The organism is Deinococcus roseus (genome assembly GCF_014646895.1).
In the GTDB taxonomy this organism is placed as follows: Bacteria; Deinococcota; Deinococci; order Deinococcales; family Deinococcaceae; genus Deinococcus_C; species Deinococcus_C roseus.
The window spans coordinates 1-16,363 of the sequence record NZ_BMOD01000022.1; the positions used below are offsets into that span (position 1 = coordinate 1).

The following is a 16,363-nucleotide window of genomic DNA, read 5'->3' on the forward strand; positions in this document are numbered from 1 at the left end:
TCAAGCCCATCGCCATGGAAGAAGGTCTGCGTTTCGCCATCCGCGAAGGTGGCCGGACCGTTGGTGCAGGCGTGGTTTCCAAGGTGCTTGAATAATGGTTGCTCCCAAGATTCGCATCAAACTTCGTGGCTTTGACCACCGCACCCTCGACCAGAGTGCGTCCAAGATTGTGGACACCGTGCGCCGCACGGGTGCCAAGGTGAGCGGACCCATTCCCCTCCCCACCCGCATCCGCCGTTTCACCGTGATGCGCAGCCCCTTTATTGACAAGGACAGCCGCGAATCCTTTGAAATCCGCACCCACAACCGCCTGGTGGACATCGAGTCCCCCACCAAGAAAACCATCGATTCCCTGATGACCCTGGATCTCCCCACTGGTGTGGACATCGAGATCAAAACCGTGGGTGGTGCACAATGACCAAAGGCATTCTCGGCACCAAAGTCGGGATGACCCAAGTCTGGAAAGGCGATAAAGTCGTACCCGTCACCGTTGTGCTGGCTGGCCCCTGCCAGATCGTGCAACGCAAAACTGCTGCCACCGACGGCTACAACGCCATCCAGGTTGGTTACGGCGAGCAGAAAGAAAGCCGCCTGAACAAACCCGCTCTGGGCCACCTGAAGAAAAACGGTGCCAGCGCAGTGCGTTTCCTCCGCGAATTCCGCGATTTCAACTTCGAAGGTGAAGTCCTCAAAGCTGACCTGTTCGAGCAGGGCGAAATCGTTGATGTGACCGGCACCTCCAAGGGTCGCGGTACCCAGGGTGTCATGCGTCGCTGGGGCTTCAAAGGCGGTCCTGCCAGCCACGGTTCCAAAAAATGGCACCGTCGCCCCGGTTCCATCGGACAGCGCAAAACCCCCGGTCGCGTTTACAAAGGCAAACGCATGGCCGGTCACTGGGGCGTTGAACGCATCACCGTTCAGAACTTAGAGATCATCGAAGTTCGTCCTGATGAGAACCTGATTCTCGTCAAAGGCGGCATCCCCGGTCCCAACGGTGGTCTGGTCATCCTCAAAGCTGCCGCCAAGGGAGGCAAGTCATGAGCCAGATCAAAGTGATCGGCAAAAACGGGGGTCGCGCTCTTGAAGTCGAATTCCCCGAAGCCAAAGTCGGCATCCTGCACGACGTGGTGACCTGGCAGCTCGCCAAGCGCCGCCGTGGCACCGCCAGCACCAAAACCCGCGCTCAGGTGAGCCGCGTGGGCAAGAAGATGTACAGCCAGAAGGGCACCGGTAACGCCCGTCACGGTGACCGCAGCGTTCCCACCTTCGTGGGCGGTGGTGTGGCCTTCGGCCCCAAACCCCGCAGCTACGCTTACACCCTGCCCCGCAAAGTGCGTCAGCTTGGTCTGGCCATGGCCCTCGGCGACCGCGCCACCACCGGAAAACTGTTCGCAGTGGACGGATTCGGCGTGGAAGGCAAGACCAAGCAGTTTGTGGCCTGGGTCAAAGAGAACGGCATCGAAGGCAGCATCTTCCTGGTGACTGACGATGTGAACGCCCGCCTCGCTGCCCGCAACATCCGCAACGTCACTGCTGTGGCTGTGGAAGGCCTGAACGTCTACGACATCCTGCGCCATGACAACCTGGTCATCGACGCAGTGGTCCTCGAACCCGCGAAGGACGGTGAAGAATGAGCCATTTTGACACCATCAAAGCTCCTGTTGTGAGCGAAAAAGCTTTCGCTGGTATCGAGAACGGCGTTTACAGCTTCTGGGTTGACCCCCGCGTCACCAAACCTGAAATCAAAGCTGCCGTAGAAGCAGTCTTTGGCGTCAAAGTGGACAGCGTCAACACCCAGAAACTGGTAGGCAAAGTCAAGCGTGCAGGCCGTTTCACCGGCAAGCGCATTGACCGCAAAAAAGCAATTGTCAAACTCAAAGAGGGCCAGAAAATCGAAGCCCTTGAGAACCTGGTTTAAGGAGCGCTAGCATGGCAGTCAAGACGTACCGTCCATACACTCCCTCCAGGCGCTTCCTGACCACGGCTGATTTCTCGGGCCTGACCAAAAAGCGCCCCGAGAAGAGTCTGACCACCTCCATTCACAAGACCGGTGGCCGCAACAACCGTGGTCGCATCACCAGCCGTTTCCGCGGTGGTGGCCACAAGCGCCTGTACCGGATCATCGACTTCAAACGCCGCGACAAGGCCGGGGTTCCCGCCAAGGTCTTCAGCGTGGAGTACGATCCCAACCGCAGTGCCCGCATTGCCCTCCTGCACTACCTGGACGGCGAGAAGCGCTACATCCTGGCTCCCGAAGGCCTGCAAGTCGGCTCCACCGTGGTGAGCGGTCCCGAAGCAGAACCCAAGGTCGGCAATGCCCTGCCCCTGCGCTTCATGCCCGTCGGTGCCGTGGTCCACAACGTGGAACTGGTGCCCGGACGTGGTGGTCAGATGGCCCGCAGCGCCGGTACGAGCATCCAGATCCAGGGTAAAGAAGGCGACTACGCGATTTTGCGCCTGCCCAGCGGCGAACTTCGCCGTGTGCACACCGAGTGCTACGCCACCGTTGGCAGCATCGGCAACGCAGAGCACAAGAACATCGTGATCGGTAAAGCTGGACGCACCCGCTGGCTCGGACGCAAGCCCTATCAGCGTGGCTCTTCCATGAACCCTGTGGATCACCCCCACGGTGGTGGTGAAGGTCGCACTGGTGTTGGCCGCACGCCTGTTTCCCCCTGGGGACAGCCTGCCAAAGGTCTCAAGACCCGCAAGCGTCGCAAGAACAGCAGCCGCTTCATCGTCGCTCGCCGGAAGTAATAAGGAGCCTGCATGCCTCGTAGCCTGAAAAAAGGACCGTTTGTTGACGGCCACCTGCTGGACAAAGTGGACACCCTCAACAACAGCAACAGAAAACAAGTGATCAAAACCTGGAGCCGCCGCTCCACCATCGTTCCCGAAATGATCGGACACACTGTGGCTGTGTACAACGGCAAACAGCACATCCCCGTCTACGTGAACGAGCAGATGATTGGTCACAAACTCGGCGAGTTCTCTCCCACCCGCAACTACCGCGGCCACGGCGACGACAAGAACTCCAAATCCAGCAAGAAGAAGTAAGGAGGAGCCATGCAAAGCAAAGCCATTGCCAGATACATTCGCATCGCTCCGCGCAAAGTGCGCCTTGTCGTCGATGCCATTCGCGGCAAGTCCGTGAGCGAAGCCGAAGACCTGCTGCGCTTCATTCCGCGTGGCGCGTCCGACCCCGTGCTGAAAGTGCTGAAAAGCGCCAAAGCCAACGCCGTGAACAACTTCGACCTGATCGAAGACCGCCTGTTCGTGGCCCAGACCTTCGTCAACGAAGGCCCCACCCTCAAGCGCATCCTCCCCCGTGCTCGTGGTCGTGGTGACATCCTCAAAAAGCGCACCAGCCACATCACCATCATTCTGGAGGAACGCAATGGGTAACAAAATCAACCCCAACGGACTGCGTCTGGGCATCACCAAGGACTGGAACAGCCGCTGGTACGCTTCCAAAAAGGATTACAAAAAACTCCTCAAGGAAGACGAGATCATCCGTGCTCTGGTCAGCAAGAGGCTTTCCACCGCTGGCGTTGCCCGCGTGGAAATCGAGCGTGCAGGTCAGCAGATCAGCGTGACCATCAGTGCTGCCAAACCCGGCGTGGTGATTGGCAAAGGCGGCGAGGCCATCAAAGCCCTGCGCCAGGCCATCGAGGGTCTGGTTTCCGCTGGCACCGTGGCTGTGAATGTGGCAGAAGTGGGCAACCCCAACCTGTCCGCTCCCCTGGTGGCCCTGCGTGTGGCCGAGCAGATCGAGCGCCGTTTCGCTTTCCGCCGTGCCATGAAGCAAGCTGCCCAGCGCGTGATGGAATCCGGAGCCCGTGGTGTGAAAATCATCCTGGGTGGCCGTCTCGGTGGTGCTGAACAGGCCCGCAACGAGAAAGTGCTGGAAGGCCGCGTGCCCCTGCATACCCTGCGCGCCGACATCGACTACGGAACTGCACTGGCCAAAACCACTTACGGCATCATTGGCGTCAAAGTCCTGGTGTTCAACGGTGAAGTGATCGGCAACCGTGGCGAAGTGCGTCCTGCACCCCAGCCCAAACCCCAGCGTGGCAACGAAGAGCGTGGCGCACAGCGTCGTCGTCCCACTGCCCGCCGTCGTAAAGAAGGAGGCGAGTAATGCTTCTTCCCAAGCGAACCAAGTACCGCAAGATGTTCCGTGGTCGCATGACCGGTGCAACCAAGGGCGGCGAGTACGTGGCCTTCGGAGATTTCGGCCTGGTGGCCACCGAGCCTGCCTGGATCAAATCCAACCAGATCGAAGCCTGCCGCATCGTGATGAGCCGTTACTTCCGCCGTGGTGGTAAAATCTACATCCGCATTTTCCCGGACAAACCCATCACCAAGAAGCCTGCCGAAACCCGAATGGGTAAAGGCAAAGGTGCGGTAGAATACTGGGTGGCCGTCGTGAAGCCTGGCCGCGTGATGTTCGAAGTCGCCAATGTGACCGAAGAGCAGGCCCGTGAAGCCTTCCGTCTGGCTGGACACAAGCTGCCCATCAAGACCAAGATGGTCAAACGCGAGGTTTACGATGAAGCTCAGTGAAATTCGCCAACTGAAGCCCGCTGAAATCGCGCAGGAAGTCGAAAGCCGCAAAAAAGAGCTGATGGAACTCCGTTTCCAGAACTCTGTCGGCCAGCTCGCCAACCCTGCTCGCATTCGCGAAATCAAGCGCGAAGTCGCCCAACTGCTGACCGTTTCTGCGGAAAGCAAAGGCAAGTAAGGGAGATTAGGGATGCCCAAGAAAGTGCTCCAAGGTATCGTTGTCAGCGACAAAGCGGACAAGACGGTCACCGTGAAGGTTGAACGCAGGTTCAAACACCCCCTTTACGGTAAAGTCGTGACCCGTTCCAAGAAATATGCTGCCCACGATGAGACAAACGAATACCACACTGGTGACATTGTTGAAATCATCAGCGTGCGCCCCATTTCCAAGACCAAAACTTGGCAAGTGACCAAACTGATTGAGCGCGCCAGAGGTGAAGCATGATCATGCCTCAAACGCGACTCGACGTCGCAGACAACAGCGGTGCCCGTGAAATCATGTGCATCCGTGTTCTGAACAACGGCATCGGCGCGAAGGGTCTGACCACCGGGGGTGGCGGCAACAAACGCTACGCCGGAGTGGGCGACATCATCATCGCCAGCGTCAAAGAAAGCACCCCCAAGGGCAACGTCAAGTCTGGCGATGTGGTCAAGGCCGTTGTGGTCCGCACCAGCAAAGCCATCCAGCGTCCCGACGGCAGCGTGATTCGCTTTGACAAGAACGCCGCTGTGATCATCAACAACCAGGGTGAACCCCGTGGTACCCGTGTATTCGGGCCCGTGGCCCGCGAACTGCGTGACCGCAAGTTCATGAAGATCATCTCCCTGGCTCCGGAGGTGCTCTAATGGGTCTTCACGTGAAGAAAGGCGACCTGGTTTACGTCGCCAGCGGTAAAGACAAAGGAAAAACCGGTAAGGTTCTCCTGGCCCTGCCCAGCGAAAACAAAGTGGTCGTTGAAGGCGTCAACGTGGTGAAAAAGCACGTCAAAGCCAACGCCAACAACCCCGAAGGTGGCATCGAGGAACGCGAAGCTGCACTGCATGCTTCCAAAGTCCGCGTTGTTGATCCCGAGACCGGCAAGCCCACCCGCACTCGTAAGCAAGTCGTGGACGGTAAAAAAGTTCGCGTCGCTACGAAAAGCGGCAAAGTGATCGACTGAGGTTAATGCTGTGGACGCTCTGAAGAAAAAATACTACGACGAGGTGCGTGCTCAACTGCAACAGGATTTTGGCTACGCCAGCATCATGCAGGTGCCCCGCATCGAAAAAATCGTCCTGAACCAGGGTCTGGGTTCCAGCAAAGAAGACTCCAAAGTCATCGACAAAGCTGCCAGCCAACTCGCCATCATCGCACTGCAGAAGCCTGTGATCACCAAGGCCAAGAAGAGCGTGTCCAACTTCAAACTCCGTCAGGGCATGCCCATCGGATTGAAAGTGACCCTGCGCGGTCAGCGCATGTACACCTTCCTGGAAAAACTGATCAATGTGGGTCTGCCTCGCATCCGTGACTTCAGGGGTGTCAACCCCAACAGCTTCGATGGTCGCGGCAATTACAACCTCGGTGTGAAAGAGCAATTGATCTTCCCCGAGATCACCTATGATATGGTGGATGCCGTGCGCGGCATGGACATCACCATTGTCACCAACGCTCGCACCGACGAAGAAGGCCGCGCCCTGCTTAAAGCACTGGGTCTGCCCTTCCGGAAGTAAGGGAGAAGTTAAATGGCGAACAAAGGTAAAGTCATTTCCCATAACAGCAAGAAATTCGCTGTGCAGAACTACAACCGCTGCCAGCGTTGCGGACGTGCCCGTGGATACTACCGTTTCTTCGGTCTCTGCCGCATCTGCCTGCGTGAAATGGCCCACCGTGGCGAACTGCCCGGCGTGAAGAAATCCAGCTGGTAAGAGGCTTTGGATACAGCCGGAGCGGTTTTGCTCCGGGACTGTCTGAAGATCCTTTTTCGACAAAACAAGAATTCGCTTTGGGGAACATCCCTGAAAATCAGGGCTTTCCCCACCCTGAAAAGGATAAGAAATGCTGAGCGATCCTATTGCAGATATGCTGACGCGCATTCGGAATGCGACGCGCACATATAAAGACAGCGTGGATGTGCCTGCCTCCAAGTTCAAGGAGCAAATCGCCAAAATTTTGGTGAAAGAGGGCTATCTCACGAGTTACGAGCGCGTTAATGAAGGCAAGTTTGATGTCTTGCGCATCCAGCTGAAGTACGGACACAAGCGTGAGCAAGTGATCAAGCACATTGAGCGCATCTCCCGCCCTGGCCGTCGTGCCTATGTCAACCACGAAGACCTCCCCCGCATTCACAAGGGTCTGGGTCTGGCCGTGGTTTCCACCTCCAAAGGTCTGCTTGCCGATCGCGATGCCCGTAAAGAAGGCATTGGCGGCGAAGTGATCTGCGTGATCTGGTAAGGGGGATTTGAAACATGTCCCGAATTGGTAAACAACCCATCACCGTTCCCGCTGGCGTTCAGGTCAGTGTGGAAAACAGTGAATTCAAAGTCAAAGGCCCCAAAGGCGAGCTGACGGTTCCTTTCAACAATGAACTGACCGTGGCTGTGGACGGCAGCACCATCAATGTGACCCGTCCCTCTGACCAGCCTCGCCACCGTGCCCTGCACGGCCTGACCCGCACCCTGGTCGCCAACGCTGTCAAAGGCGTGAGCGAAGGCTACACCATCAACATGGAACTCAAAGGTGTGGGCTACCGTGCCAAACTGGCTGGCAAAAACATCGAGATGACCATTGGTTACAGCCATCCCGTGGTGATGGAGCCCCCAGCCGGCATCACCTTTGCCGTGCCTGAGCCCACCAAGCTCTCCATCACCGGCATCGACAAGCAACTGGTCGGCCAGACCGCTGCCAACCTGCGTAAAGTGCGCAAACCCGATGTCTACCACGGCAAAGGTGTGCGTTACGCTGGCGAACAGATCGCGCTCAAAGCCGGTAAGGCAGGCGCCACCGGCGGGAAAGGGAAGAAATAATGCCCGCATTGGATCGTACCCTGCGCCGTAAGTACTCCAACCGTGCCAGGATCAAAAAGAACAGCGATCGTGTGCGCCTGAGCGTGTTCCGCTCCAGCAAGTACATCTACGCGCAAATCATCGATGACAAAAACGGTGTGACCCTCGCCCAGGCTGCTTCCAAAGCCCTGGGTGTGGAAGGCACCAAAACCGACGCTGCTGCTGCTGTGGGTAAAGCCATTGCCGAAGCTGCGCTTGCCAAAGGCGTCAAGCAAGTGGTTTTTGACCGTGGCGAATACAAGTACCATGGCCGCGTGAAAGCCCTCGCTGAAGCTGCAAGGGAGGGTGGCCTTGAGTTTTAATCGCAACAACAACCGCGACCGTGACCGCGAAACCGGTGAATTCGAAGAAAAGATGATCAGCGTCAACCGCACCGCCAAGACCTACCAGGGTGGTCGCCGTTTCCGCTTCGCTGCTCTCGTTGTCATTGGTGACCGCAATGGTCGCGTCGGGATGGGCATTGGCAAAGCCAAAGAAGTGCCTGTCGCCATCGAAAAAGCCAAAGCAGTGGCCCGCAAGAACATGATCCAGGTCCCCGTGGAAAATGGCACCATTCCTCACGACATCGTGGGTGCCAGCACCACCAGCCGCGTGATCCTCAAGCCTGCAGGCCCTGGTACCGGTGTGATCGCCGGCTCCGTGCCCCGCGCCATTGCTGAACTCGCTGGCATCACCAACCTGCTGTCCAAGGAACTCGGCTCCAGAAACCAGATCAACGTGGCTTACGCCGTGTTTGATGGCCTCAAAAGCCTGAAGACCAAGAAGCAAGTGGAAGATCTGCGCGGAGGCGCACAATGAAAATCAAACTCGTTCGCAGCACCATCGGCCGACCTGGTGACCAGATCGCAACCGTGAAGGCCCTGGGCCTGAAAAAAATCGGTGACGAGCGTGAAGTGCCCAACACCGATGCTGTCAAAGGCATGGTCAACAAGGTGAAATTCCTCCTGGAGGTTCAGGAATGAAACTGAGCGACCTGAAACCCACCCCCGGCAGCCGCAAAGACCGCAAACGCGTTGGTCGCGGTCCTGGTGGAACCGACAAAACCAGCGGCCGTGGCCACAAAGGTCAAAAGAGCCGTTCCGGTGCAGGCAAAGGCCACTTCTTTGAAGGTGGACGCAGCAGCTTGCTGAGCCGCCTGCCCAAACGTGGTTTCAGCCACGAAGGCATCGAATACGCCCTGGTCAACCTGCGTGACCTCGAGCGCTTCGAAGCGGGCAGCACCGTGCAGTTCGAAGACTTCATCATCAGTGGTCTGGTGCGCAACGGCAACCGTCCCATCAAACTGCTGGCTGCTGGTGAAGTCACCGGAGCCTACACCTTGCACGTGGACGCTGCTTCCCAGAGCGCCATTGCCAAGATTGAAGCCGCTGGCGGAAAAGTCATCCTCCCCGAGGAGGAGTAATGTTTCGCGCCTTCCGTGACGCATTTCGCATTCCTGAATTGCAGCGGAAGTTCCTCTTCACCCTATTGCTCTTAGCGATTTATAGATTGGGAAGCACCATTCCGAACCCCGGAATTGACCCCACTGGAATCGAGCAGGCTGCCGGCAGTGCCCGCGGCCTGCTGAGCTTGATCAGCAACATCTCGGGTGGGAACCTTTCGCGCTTCAGCATTTTCGCGCTGGGTGTGTTGCCCTACATCACAGCCAGCATCATCATGCAGATCCTGACCACGTCCATCCCCGCCCTGGAAAAACTCCAGAAAGAAGGCGAGGAGGGACGCAAAGCCATTGCGCAATACACCCGGTATGGGGCCATTGCACTGGGTGCGGTTCAGGCTCTGTTTTTCGCCATGCTGGTGGGCGAAGCAGAAAACGGACGCTTCCTGGCTTCTGGCTGGGAACCCGGCTGGATGTTCCGTCTGAACGTGGTGCTCACCCAGGTGGCAGGCATCGCCTTCACTTTGTGGATTGGTGAACGCATCACCGAAGTGGGCATTGGCAACGGGGTCAGCTTGCTGATCTTTGCTGGCATTGCCGCCAGTTTTCCAGGTGCAATTTCCCAGATCGTTGACCTCTACAACAACGAGGCTGTGACCCTGCTTGGAATTGTGGCCTTCTTTCTGGTGATCCTTGCCACGGTGGTGGGGATTGTGCTGGTGTTGCAGGCAGAACGAAGAATTCCCATTCAATATGCCCGCAAGGAAATTGGTGGAAAACAGTACGCCAAGCAGCAAACCTACCTGCCCATCAAACTGAACGGTGCAGGCGTGATCCCCGTGATTTTCGCCAGTGCTGTGATGACCATTGTGCAGGTGCTGGAAACCAGTTTCCAGAGCAGCAACCCGGATCTGGTGTCCTTCCTGAACCGCTGGTTCTCCCTGGCTTCACCCACTGGGATTGCGCTGGAAGTGCTGCTGGTGATTGGCTTCACCTTCCTGTACAACAGCATCCAGTTTGATCCCAAACGCATTGCGGAAAACCTTCGTGAAAGCGGCGGGTTCATTCCCAGCGTTCGTCCAGGGGTGGCCACTGCAGAGTACCTGAATTTCATCTCCACCCGCATCACCCTGTGGGGAGCCATCTTCCTGGGCTTCCTGGTGCTGGTGCCTCAGGTCTTGCAGGCCACTTCAGGCATCAGTGGACAGACGGTGTTCGCATTCTCTGGAACGGGTTTGCTGATTCTGGTGGGTGTGGCGCTGGACACCCTGAAGCAGATTGAAGCCCAGCTCACCCTGCGCAGCTACGATGGATTCATTTCCAAGGGCCGCTTGCGGGGAAGGCTGTAAACACGCCAGCTTCTGAGAAAGAGAACCTTACGGGGTTCTCTTTCTTTTGTTCAAAACCCGGTCAGGGGCATACAACGCAAAGAGTTACACCCTGTTCTGCTCCCGTATGACCAGCCTGATCAAATTTCTGTGAGCAGCAAGTTAGAATAGGGCCTATTAAAGTGGCTTGAGGGCATCAAGAAGGGTGTGCTGTGATTCTGCCCTTCAAACCACTGGGAGGAGAGACATGATGAAGTCCAATAAAGTGATCATTTTCCTGGGGCCTCCCGGGGCAGGGAAGGGGACCCAGGCCATCCGACTGGCCAGCGAGCAGGATTTGCTGCAAATCTCCACTGGAGACATCCTGCGCGACCATGTGACCCGACAGACTGAACTGGGCCAGCAGGTTGCTCCCATTCTGGCTGCTGGTGAACTGGTGCCAGATCCCATCCTGATTGCCCTGATCCGCGACAAACTCGCCAGCATGGACAAAATCAGGGTGATCTTTGATGGTTTCCCCAGAACCCGTGCACAGGCAGAAGGGCTGGATGTGCTGCTGGAAGAACTTGGAGCACCCATTCACGCTGTTCCCCTGCTGGAAGTTCCCGATGAAGAATTGATTTCCCGCATTGTGGAGCGGGGCAAAACCTCTGGTCGCTCTGACGACACCGAAGAAACCGCCCGCAACCGCCAGCAGGTCTACCACACCAACACCAGACCTCTGGTGGATTATTACGCTGCCCGTGGCGTGCTGAAGCGTGTGGATGGCATTGGCAGCATGGATGAAGTTTACCAGCGCATTGTGCAGGCTGTGCAATAAATTGCCGAGGGCCAAGAGCCAAGGGCCGAGAGCCATACTTTATGCTTATTGATCTACGCCAAAAGAACTGTAGGTTTCTCAAGTGTCCTGACCCTTCCATTCGCTTTCTTGCCCCTAAAGCGTGCTCCCCGGACGGCCGGGTTCGCACTGGGCGCTTGCTCAGCCAAAAGCACGGCCACGCTTTTTGAGAACATCAATAAGCTTTGGCTTGCAATCGTTGCTCAGGAAGGACTTGTGGGGTATTCCTCTGCCTTCAGCTCTCGGCCCTCGGCGTGGTGATGGCACATCGCCACCAAACCCCTTGCAAAAAACACATTGAGGTGGTACTCTTTTCTTTGGCTTGTTTTTTACAAGCCTTTTTAACGTGCGAAAGACGTACAAGGCTGTAAAGACAAGACCCGATGACCCGGAGGACGCGTGGCGAAAAGACCAATTAAAGAAAATCGAGGAAAAAGCGAGAAGAAGCAAGACGACACCATTCGTGCAGAGGGTGTGATCACCGAAGCCCTGCCGAACACCACGTTCAAGGTTCAACTCGATTCCGGACACGAAATCCTGGCGTACATCAGCGGAAAAATGAGAATTCACTACATCCGCATTCTGCCTGGAGATCGGGTCGTCCTCGAAATTTCGCCTTACGACCCCACTCGGGGCCGCATCGTATACCGCAAGTAAGTCACTAACTGGCATCCGTGCCATGAAGTGATATCCCCACTGGGCTTGGATTACGGCCAATATTGGTCCGTGACCGGACCAACTGGGGGTGGAGCGCCAGCTGAGGCACTTTCACTTCGTTCAGAAAAGTTGGGTTTTGCCCACGGAACGGTCAAGTGAGAACTGCAGGAGGCGGCGCGAAGGAGAAAGACATGAAGGTTCAAACTTCCGTCAAGAAGATGTGCGACAAATGCAAAGTCATTCGTCGCCACGGCCGCGTTTTCGTGATCTGCGAAAACGTCAAGCACAAGCAGCGTCAAGGGTAAGGTGAATCATGGCTCGTATTGCAGGTGTTGATATCCCACGTGAAAAGCGCATTGAAATCGCGCTCACCTACATTTTCGGCATTGGTCTCACCCGTTCCCGCGAAGTTCTGGGACGCACTGGCGTCAACCCCGACACCCGCGTGAAGAACCTGACCGAAGCAGAAATCACCAAGCTCCGCGAGGACCTCGAAAAGACCTACAAAGTCGAGGGTGACCTCAAGAGCGAAATCGGTCAGAACATCAAGCGTCTGATGGACATCGGTGCCTACCGTGGCCTCCGTCACCGCCGTGGCCTTCCCGTGCGTGGTCAGCGTACCAAGACCAACGCACGTACCCGTAAAGGTCCCCGCAAGACCGTTGCCGGTAAGAAGAAAGCCGCGCGGAAGTAAGGGTGAATTGAAATGGCTAAAGCGAAGACCACCAGAACCAAGCGTACCCGGCGTAACATTCCCCATGGCCGTGCTTACATCCACGCTTCCTACAACAACACCATCGTCACCATCACTGACATGGACGGCAACTCTCTCGCATGGTCCTCGGGCGGCACCATCGGCTACAAAGGCAGCAAGAAGGGCACCCCTTACGCTGCTCAACTGGCCGCCGCTGACGCGGTGAAGAAGGCGCAAAGCACCTTCAACATGAGCCAGGTGGAAGTCGTCGTGCGTGGCACCGGATCCGGCCGTGAACAGGCCATCCGCGCCATCCAAGCCAGCGGCATCGATGTCAAATCCATCATGGATGACTCTCCCGTTCCCCACAACGGCTGCCGCCTGCCCAAGAAAAAGAGGATGTGAGTTAGATGGGTCGTTACCGTGGTCCAGTTGTTAAACTCAGCCGTCGCGAAGGCGTCAACCTGGCTGAGACCGAAAAAGTCCAGAAGTTCCTCGACCGTCGTCCCCGTCCTCCAGGACAGCACGGCGCTCGCCGCAGCAAGACCTCCGACTACGGGGTCCGTCTGCGTGAAAAACAGAAACTTGCCCGTCTGTACGGCGTGAACGAGAAGCAATTCCGCAACCTGTTTGAGGAAGCTTCCAACGTTCCCGGCGTGACCGGCACTGTGTTCCTTCAGCTGCTCGAAAGCCGCCTGGACAACGTGGTGTTCCGCATGGGCCTCGCCTCCACCCGCCGCCAGGCCCGCCAGTTCGTGGGTCACGGTCACATCTTCGTGAACGGCAAGCGCGTGGACGTGGCTTCCTACCGCGTGAAAGCCGGCGACGAAATCTCCGTTGCCGAGCGCAGCAAGTCCATTGGTTTCATTCAGGAAAACCTGGAGCTGGCCAAGAAACGCAAAGGCAGCCCCTGGCTCTCCCTGGACGCCGAGGCTGGCAAAGGACAATTCCTGCGCCTGCCCGCCCGCGAAGATCTGGCCCTGCCCATTAACGAGAACTTCATCATCGAGTACTACTCACGTTAACGGAGGTTTACGTGGAGAACAAAAAACCGCAGCTTAAAGCACGCCTTGACGGGAATTACGGTGAATTTACCCTGGAACCACTCAAACGTGGTTATGGCGTAACCATCGGCAATCCCCTACGCCGCATCCTGCTGTCGTCCATTCCGGGTACGGCGGTCACCAGCGTGTACATCGAAGATGTCCTGCATGAATTCTCCACGATTCCAGGCGTCACTGAGGACGTCATCCAGATCATCCTGAACCTCAAAGAACTGGTGGTGAAATTCCACGCTCCCGGTCCCAAAACGCTCACCTTGCGCGCCCAGGGTCCGAAGGTGGTCACCGCTGCCGACTTTGAAGTTCCCATGGACGCGGAAATTGTGAACCGCGACCAGGTCATTGCCACCCTCGCCGAGGGCGGCAAACTGGTGATGGAAGTGCGCGTTGAAGAAGGCGAAGGCTACGTCCCTGCGGACAAGCACGCCATCAAGGACCGCATCAACTCCATCCCTGTCGACGCCATCTTCACCCCTGTGAAGCGCGTTGCCTACCACGTGGAAGACACCCGTGTGGGACAGCAGACCGACCTGGACCGCCTGATCATTCGCGTCTGGACGGACGGCTCCATCGACCCCAAAATGGCCCTGGACAAAGCCGTGGAGATCCTGCGGAATGAACTCACTGTCTTCAGTGACACCGTTGAAACCACCCCCAGCCCCACTGTTGTGACCAGCATCCCCACGGTGCCTGCCACCACGGTGTATCCGGAAACGCCCATCATCACCAGCGTGAACATCAACCCCGAGCCGTTCCCCGAGCAGCTCCAGCCCCGAGTGACCCTCGACGGCCTGGGCCTGACCACAAGGGTTCTGCACTCCCTCAAAGAGGAAGGGATTGATTCCGTGGATGCCCTGTGCGCCCTTTCGGACAGAGACCTCAAAAAGGTCCCTGGCATCGGGGAGCGTTCACTCGATGAGATAAAGCAACAGCTCGCCCTGCACGGACTGAGCTTGAAGGAATAAGGAGTAAGACATGCGTCACGGTAGAGCTGGCCGCAAACTGAACCGCAACAGCAGCGCACGTACCGCCCTGGCCCGCGCCCAGGCGACTGCCCTGCTGCGCGAAGGCCGCATTCAAACCACTGTAGCCAAAGCCAAAGAGCTGCGCCCCTTTGTTGAGCACCTGATCACCGTTGCCAAAGGCAACGACCTGCACGCCCGCCGTGTGATCAGCAGCGACATCAACGACAAAGAAGTGGTGCGCAAGCTGCTCGGCGAAATCGCCCCCAAATACGCTGGAGTCAACGGTGGTTACACCCGCATCCTGCGTGTTGGTGTGCGTCGCGGTGATTCCGCTCCTGTTGCCCTGATCGAACTGATCTGAGCTGCAAGAACACGACCCCTTCTCCTTCGGGAGGAGGGATTTTCTGTTTGGGGGGTTGAGGTGGGCGTTTGGGTGCACTGAGGGTCAGATCCCCCCTGCCTTGCTGGGTGCTTCGCAGCGCAAGGCTGTCCCCCCTTAACGAAAGGGGGTTGGTGGATAACACATTGGAAACCATCCCAGACGCACATCAATCCCCCATCGGCAAGGGGGACCGCTTCAAGCAGCGCGAGAAGCAGGGGGATCTCACCCGCAGCACCCTAAGACCCCCACCTACAACACCACCCCTTTCTCTCCCACAGGCCTCTGCCCATCAAACAACCTCTGGGCCACTTCCCGGATGCGGTCAAAGTCTGCGTTGGCTCCACTGGTGATGGTGATGAGGGTCTGGCCAGTGAGGCCTTTTTCCTGCACGTATTTCTTCAGGCCTGCGGTGCCCAGTGCGCCTCCTGGCTCCATGAAGGTGCGGGTGTTGTTGTAGATGTCCCGGATGGCCAGGCAAACCTCATGGTTGCTGACGGTCACCCAGTCGTCCACATGTTGCTGGGCCAGTCTGAAGGGGTGAAAGCCTGCCTGTTTGACAGCCACAGCGTCCACAAAAGTGTCCAGATGGTCCAGCCTGACCTGATGGCCAGCCTGGATGCTGCGGATCATGGCGTCGGCATTTTCGGGTTCCACACCCACCACTTTGATGTCTGGCCTGATGGCTTTTAAAACGGTGGCGATTCCGGCGATCAGGCCTCCTCCTCCCACCGGGATGAACACGGTGTAGGGTTCAGCAGGGGCCTGCCTGAGCAATTCCAGACCCACCGTGGCCTGTCCGGCGATCACCAGCGGATCATCGTAGGGATGCACAAAAGTCAGGTTCTGTTCCTGTTGCAGTTTGCGGGCGTACTGTTCTGCTTCGGTGACGTTCTGGCCGTACAGGATCACTTCTGAGCCCCAGTCCCGAACAGATTGCACTTTGATCTGGGGGGCGATTTCTGGCATCACCACCACCGCTCTGAGGCCCAGATGGTGTGCGGTGTAAGCCACCCCCTGTGCATGGTTGCCTGCAGAGACAGTGATGATGCCTCTGGCTTTTTCTGCGTCAGAGAGGGTGCTGATTTTCTGGCAGGCTCCGCGCACCTTGAAGGAATGGATGGGCTGCATGTCCTCCCGTTTGAACAGAATGCGGTTTTTCAGTTCCCGACTGAGGGTGCGGGCTTCCTGCAATGGGGTTTCCAGGGCAAGGTCATAAACGCGGGTTTTCAGCACCTGCTCCATGAAAGCTGCTGTTTCTGCTGTTTCTGCTGTTTTTCTGGATGTTGCATTGCTGGATGTTGCTGCCTCAGATTCTTGCATGGTTGCCTCCAGAGCAAAAAGAAAAACCCCCAGCAGAACTTGCTGGGGGTCAGGGTGGCGGAATGGCTGGCCTACCCGAGGATTCCCCCGAGCTGGCGAATAATTCGCACCACGAACATAAGAGCACTGTAG

The 16,363-nt window shown here is 57.3% G+C and carries 32 protein-coding genes; 31 read left to right on the forward strand and 1 reads right to left on the reverse strand.

Annotated features, from left to right (window positions below; translation table 11 throughout):
• From IEY52_RS20285 to rplQ, 31 genes are all read left to right on the forward strand, one after another.
• On the forward strand, window positions 1–95 hold a 95-nt coding region (locus IEY52_RS20285; protein WP_188999607.1), incomplete at its 5' end, for an EF-Tu C-terminal domain-related protein.
• Window positions 95–418, forward strand: a complete 324-nt coding sequence (gene rpsJ, locus IEY52_RS20290) for a 30S ribosomal protein S10 (protein ID WP_146887865.1) — start codon at window positions 95–97, stop codon at window positions 416–418. The genes IEY52_RS20285 and rpsJ, both read left to right, overlap by 1 nt.
• The gene (rplC, locus tag IEY52_RS20295; RefSeq protein ID WP_189006006.1) at window positions 415–1,041 is read left to right on the forward strand and encodes a 50S ribosomal protein L3; all 627 of its coding nucleotides are present in this window, start codon (window positions 415–417) and stop codon (window positions 1,039–1,041) included. The genes rpsJ and rplC overlap by 4 nt, the downstream gene beginning before the upstream one ends.
• Complete coding sequence (gene rplD / locus IEY52_RS20300; RefSeq protein WP_189006009.1) at window positions 1,038–1,634, forward strand: 50S ribosomal protein L4; 597 nt, start codon at window positions 1,038–1,040, stop codon at window positions 1,632–1,634. Before rplC ends, rplD begins: the two co-directional genes overlap by 4 nt.
• Complete coding sequence (locus tag IEY52_RS20305; protein WP_189006015.1) at window positions 1,631–1,918, forward strand: 50S ribosomal protein L23; 288 nt, start codon at window positions 1,631–1,633, stop codon at window positions 1,916–1,918. Before rplD ends, IEY52_RS20305 begins: the two co-directional genes overlap by 4 nt.
• A gap of 11 nt (window positions 1,919–1,929) precedes the next feature.
• A complete protein-coding gene (gene rplB, locus IEY52_RS20310; protein ID WP_189006021.1) occupies window positions 1,930–2,757 on the forward strand; it encodes a 50S ribosomal protein L2 in 828 nt (275 codons plus the stop codon).
• 12 nt (window positions 2,758–2,769) lie between these two features.
• On the forward strand, window positions 2,770–3,057 hold the full coding sequence (gene rpsS / locus IEY52_RS20315) for a 30S ribosomal protein S19 (protein ID WP_189006025.1): 288 nt from the start codon (window positions 2,770–2,772) through the stop codon (window positions 3,055–3,057).
• Window positions 3,058–3,066: 9 nt separating this feature from the next.
• Window positions 3,067–3,405: a 50S ribosomal protein L22 gene (gene rplV / locus IEY52_RS20320; protein WP_189006041.1), complete on the forward strand. Its 339-nt coding sequence runs from the start codon at window positions 3,067–3,069 to the stop codon at window positions 3,403–3,405.
• Window positions 3,398–4,141, forward strand: coding sequence for a 30S ribosomal protein S3 (gene rpsC, locus IEY52_RS20325; protein ID WP_189006046.1), 744 nt, complete (start codon window positions 3,398–3,400; stop codon window positions 4,139–4,141). The genes rplV and rpsC overlap by 8 nt, the downstream gene beginning before the upstream one ends.
• Window positions 4,141–4,566: a 50S ribosomal protein L16 gene (rplP, locus tag IEY52_RS20330; protein WP_189006049.1), complete on the forward strand. Its 426-nt coding sequence runs from the start codon at window positions 4,141–4,143 to the stop codon at window positions 4,564–4,566. The genes rpsC and rplP overlap by 1 nt, the downstream gene beginning before the upstream one ends.
• On the forward strand, window positions 4,553–4,744 hold the full coding sequence (gene rpmC / locus IEY52_RS20335) for a 50S ribosomal protein L29 (protein WP_189006052.1): 192 nt from the start codon (window positions 4,553–4,555) through the stop codon (window positions 4,742–4,744). Before rplP ends, rpmC begins: the two co-directional genes overlap by 14 nt.
• 12 nt (window positions 4,745–4,756) lie before the next feature.
• The gene (gene rpsQ / locus IEY52_RS20340; protein WP_189006056.1) at window positions 4,757–5,011 is read left to right on the forward strand and encodes a 30S ribosomal protein S17; all 255 of its coding nucleotides are present in this window, start codon (window positions 4,757–4,759) and stop codon (window positions 5,009–5,011) included.
• Complete coding sequence (rplN, locus tag IEY52_RS20345) at window positions 5,008–5,412, forward strand: 50S ribosomal protein L14 (RefSeq protein ID WP_189006059.1); 405 nt, start codon at window positions 5,008–5,010, stop codon at window positions 5,410–5,412. The genes rpsQ and rplN overlap by 4 nt, the downstream gene beginning before the upstream one ends.
• A complete protein-coding gene (gene rplX, locus IEY52_RS20350) occupies window positions 5,412–5,726 on the forward strand; it encodes a 50S ribosomal protein L24 (RefSeq protein WP_189006062.1) in 315 nt (104 codons plus the stop codon). The genes rplN and rplX overlap by 1 nt, the downstream gene beginning before the upstream one ends.
• Before the next feature lie 10 nt (window positions 5,727–5,736).
• Complete coding sequence (rplE, locus tag IEY52_RS20355) at window positions 5,737–6,276, forward strand: 50S ribosomal protein L5 (RefSeq protein WP_189006065.1); 540 nt, start codon at window positions 5,737–5,739, stop codon at window positions 6,274–6,276.
• A 12-nt stretch (window positions 6,277–6,288) separates the two neighbouring features.
• Window positions 6,289–6,471, forward strand: a complete 183-nt coding sequence (locus tag IEY52_RS20360) for a type Z 30S ribosomal protein S14 (protein ID WP_189006077.1) — start codon at window positions 6,289–6,291, stop codon at window positions 6,469–6,471.
• Between the two features lie 130 nt (window positions 6,472–6,601).
• The gene (gene rpsH / locus IEY52_RS20365; protein ID WP_189006080.1) at window positions 6,602–6,997 is read left to right on the forward strand and encodes a 30S ribosomal protein S8; all 396 of its coding nucleotides are present in this window, start codon (window positions 6,602–6,604) and stop codon (window positions 6,995–6,997) included.
• Window positions 6,998–7,011: 14 nt separating this feature from the next.
• Complete coding sequence (gene rplF, locus IEY52_RS20370) at window positions 7,012–7,569, forward strand: 50S ribosomal protein L6 (protein ID WP_189006083.1); 558 nt, start codon at window positions 7,012–7,014, stop codon at window positions 7,567–7,569.
• A complete protein-coding gene (gene rplR / locus IEY52_RS20375) occupies window positions 7,569–7,910 on the forward strand; it encodes a 50S ribosomal protein L18 (protein ID WP_189006086.1) in 342 nt (113 codons plus the stop codon). The genes rplF and rplR overlap by 1 nt, the downstream gene beginning before the upstream one ends.
• The gene (gene rpsE, locus IEY52_RS20380; protein WP_229684889.1) at window positions 7,900–8,406 is read left to right on the forward strand and encodes a 30S ribosomal protein S5; all 507 of its coding nucleotides are present in this window, start codon (window positions 7,900–7,902) and stop codon (window positions 8,404–8,406) included. The genes rplR and rpsE overlap by 11 nt, the downstream gene beginning before the upstream one ends.
• The gene (gene rpmD / locus IEY52_RS20385; RefSeq protein WP_146887830.1) at window positions 8,403–8,570 is read left to right on the forward strand and encodes a 50S ribosomal protein L30; all 168 of its coding nucleotides are present in this window, start codon (window positions 8,403–8,405) and stop codon (window positions 8,568–8,570) included. The genes rpsE and rpmD overlap by 4 nt, the downstream gene beginning before the upstream one ends.
• On the forward strand, window positions 8,567–9,010 hold the full coding sequence (rplO, locus tag IEY52_RS20390) for a 50S ribosomal protein L15 (protein WP_034341383.1): 444 nt from the start codon (window positions 8,567–8,569) through the stop codon (window positions 9,008–9,010). The genes rpmD and rplO overlap by 4 nt, the downstream gene beginning before the upstream one ends.
• The gene (secY, locus tag IEY52_RS20395) at window positions 9,010–10,335 is read left to right on the forward strand and encodes a preprotein translocase subunit SecY (protein WP_189006088.1); all 1,326 of its coding nucleotides are present in this window, start codon (window positions 9,010–9,012) and stop codon (window positions 10,333–10,335) included. The genes rplO and secY overlap by 1 nt, the downstream gene beginning before the upstream one ends.
• A gap of 226 nt (window positions 10,336–10,561) precedes the next feature.
• A complete protein-coding gene (locus tag IEY52_RS20400; protein WP_189006091.1) occupies window positions 10,562–11,134 on the forward strand; it encodes an adenylate kinase in 573 nt (190 codons plus the stop codon).
• A 432-nt stretch (window positions 11,135–11,566) separates the two neighbouring features.
• Entirely contained in the window at window positions 11,567–11,809 is a 243-nt protein-coding gene (gene infA, locus IEY52_RS20405; RefSeq protein ID WP_146887880.1) for a translation initiation factor IF-1, read from the forward strand.
• Window positions 11,810–12,000: 191 nt separating this feature from the next.
• A complete protein-coding gene (rpmJ, locus tag IEY52_RS20410; RefSeq protein WP_034341378.1) occupies window positions 12,001–12,114 on the forward strand; it encodes a 50S ribosomal protein L36 in 114 nt (37 codons plus the stop codon).
• Between the two features lie 8 nt (window positions 12,115–12,122).
• Window positions 12,123–12,503, forward strand: coding sequence for a 30S ribosomal protein S13 (rpsM, locus tag IEY52_RS20415; protein WP_189006094.1), 381 nt, complete (start codon window positions 12,123–12,125; stop codon window positions 12,501–12,503).
• 12 nt (window positions 12,504–12,515) lie between these two features.
• Window positions 12,516–12,908 carry a 30S ribosomal protein S11 gene (rpsK, locus tag IEY52_RS20420; protein ID WP_189006113.1) on the forward strand — a complete coding sequence of 131 codons (393 nt, stop codon included), beginning with the start codon at window positions 12,516–12,518 and terminating at the stop codon, window positions 12,906–12,908.
• A 5-nt stretch (window positions 12,909–12,913) separates the two neighbouring features.
• Window positions 12,914–13,528 carry a 30S ribosomal protein S4 gene (rpsD, locus tag IEY52_RS20425; protein WP_189006130.1) on the forward strand — a complete coding sequence of 205 codons (615 nt, stop codon included), beginning with the start codon at window positions 12,914–12,916 and terminating at the stop codon, window positions 13,526–13,528.
• A gap of 11 nt (window positions 13,529–13,539) precedes the next feature.
• On the forward strand, window positions 13,540–14,529 hold the full coding sequence (locus tag IEY52_RS20430) for a DNA-directed RNA polymerase subunit alpha (protein WP_146887821.1): 990 nt from the start codon (window positions 13,540–13,542) through the stop codon (window positions 14,527–14,529).
• 10 nt (window positions 14,530–14,539) lie between these two features.
• The gene (gene rplQ, locus IEY52_RS20435) at window positions 14,540–14,890 is read left to right on the forward strand and encodes a 50S ribosomal protein L17 (RefSeq protein ID WP_189006133.1); all 351 of its coding nucleotides are present in this window, start codon (window positions 14,540–14,542) and stop codon (window positions 14,888–14,890) included.
• Between the two features lie 270 nt (window positions 14,891–15,160).
• Here the strand turns inward: rplQ and ilvA are convergent, their stop codons facing one another.
• A complete protein-coding gene (gene ilvA, locus IEY52_RS20440) occupies window positions 15,161–16,231 on the reverse strand; it encodes a threonine ammonia-lyase, biosynthetic (RefSeq protein WP_189006136.1) in 1,071 nt (356 codons plus the stop codon).
• Window positions 16,232–16,363 lie beyond the last annotated feature (132 nt).

Bases quoted from the DNA above. Each gene is read 5' to 3' on its own strand.
- secY (WP_189006088.1), top strand. From the start codon at position 9,010: ATGTTTCGCGCCTTCCGTGACGCATTTCGCATTCCTGAATTGCAGCGG.
- rpsM (WP_189006094.1), top strand. From the start codon at position 12,123: ATGGCTCGTATTGCAGGTGTTGATATCCCACGTGAAAAGCGCATTGAA.
- IEY52_RS20360 (WP_189006077.1), top strand. From the start codon at position 6,289: ATGGCGAACAAAGGTAAAGTCATTTCCCATAACAGCAAGAAATTCGCT.
- rpmJ (WP_034341378.1), top strand. From the start codon at position 12,001: ATGAAGGTTCAAACTTCCGTCAAGAAGATGTGCGACAAATGCAAAGTC.
- rplN (WP_189006059.1), top strand. From the start codon at position 5,008: ATGATCATGCCTCAAACGCGACTCGACGTCGCAGACAACAGCGGTGCC.
- rplQ (WP_189006133.1), top strand. From the start codon at position 14,540: ATGCGTCACGGTAGAGCTGGCCGCAAACTGAACCGCAACAGCAGCGCA.
- rpsH (WP_189006080.1), top strand. From the start codon at position 6,602: ATGCTGAGCGATCCTATTGCAGATATGCTGACGCGCATTCGGAATGCG.
- rplR (WP_189006086.1), top strand. From the start codon at position 7,569: ATGCCCGCATTGGATCGTACCCTGCGCCGTAAGTACTCCAACCGTGCC.
- rpmC (WP_189006052.1), top strand. From the start codon at position 4,553: ATGAAGCTCAGTGAAATTCGCCAACTGAAGCCCGCTGAAATCGCGCAG.
- rpsD (WP_189006130.1), top strand. From the start codon at position 12,914: ATGGGTCGTTACCGTGGTCCAGTTGTTAAACTCAGCCGTCGCGAAGGC.
- rpsK (WP_189006113.1), top strand. From the start codon at position 12,516: ATGGCTAAAGCGAAGACCACCAGAACCAAGCGTACCCGGCGTAACATT.
- rplB (WP_189006021.1), top strand. From the start codon at position 1,930: ATGGCAGTCAAGACGTACCGTCCATACACTCCCTCCAGGCGCTTCCTG.
- rpsC (WP_189006046.1), top strand. From the start codon at position 3,398: ATGGGTAACAAAATCAACCCCAACGGACTGCGTCTGGGCATCACCAAG.
- IEY52_RS20400 (WP_189006091.1), top strand. From the start codon at position 10,562: ATGATGAAGTCCAATAAAGTGATCATTTTCCTGGGGCCTCCCGGGGCA.
- rplP (WP_189006049.1), top strand. From the start codon at position 4,141: ATGCTTCTTCCCAAGCGAACCAAGTACCGCAAGATGTTCCGTGGTCGC.
- rpsS (WP_189006025.1), top strand. From the start codon at position 2,770: ATGCCTCGTAGCCTGAAAAAAGGACCGTTTGTTGACGGCCACCTGCTG.
- rplX (WP_189006062.1), top strand. From the start codon at position 5,412: ATGGGTCTTCACGTGAAGAAAGGCGACCTGGTTTACGTCGCCAGCGGT.
- rplF (WP_189006083.1), top strand. From the start codon at position 7,012: ATGTCCCGAATTGGTAAACAACCCATCACCGTTCCCGCTGGCGTTCAG.
- rplC (WP_189006006.1), top strand. From the start codon at position 415: ATGACCAAAGGCATTCTCGGCACCAAAGTCGGGATGACCCAAGTCTGG.
- ilvA (WP_189006136.1), bottom strand. From the start codon at position 16,231: ATGCAAGAATCTGAGGCAGCAACATCCAGCAATGCAACATCCAGAAAA.
- rpsQ (WP_189006056.1), top strand. From the start codon at position 4,757: ATGCCCAAGAAAGTGCTCCAAGGTATCGTTGTCAGCGACAAAGCGGAC.
- IEY52_RS20305 (WP_189006015.1), top strand. From the start codon at position 1,631: ATGAGCCATTTTGACACCATCAAAGCTCCTGTTGTGAGCGAAAAAGCT.
- rplD (WP_189006009.1), top strand. From the start codon at position 1,038: ATGAGCCAGATCAAAGTGATCGGCAAAAACGGGGGTCGCGCTCTTGAA.
- rpmD (WP_146887830.1), top strand. From the start codon at position 8,403: ATGAAAATCAAACTCGTTCGCAGCACCATCGGCCGACCTGGTGACCAG.
- rplV (WP_189006041.1), top strand. From the start codon at position 3,067: ATGCAAAGCAAAGCCATTGCCAGATACATTCGCATCGCTCCGCGCAAA.
- rpsJ (WP_146887865.1), top strand. From the start codon at position 95: ATGGTTGCTCCCAAGATTCGCATCAAACTTCGTGGCTTTGACCACCGC.
- rplO (WP_034341383.1), top strand. From the start codon at position 8,567: ATGAAACTGAGCGACCTGAAACCCACCCCCGGCAGCCGCAAAGACCGC.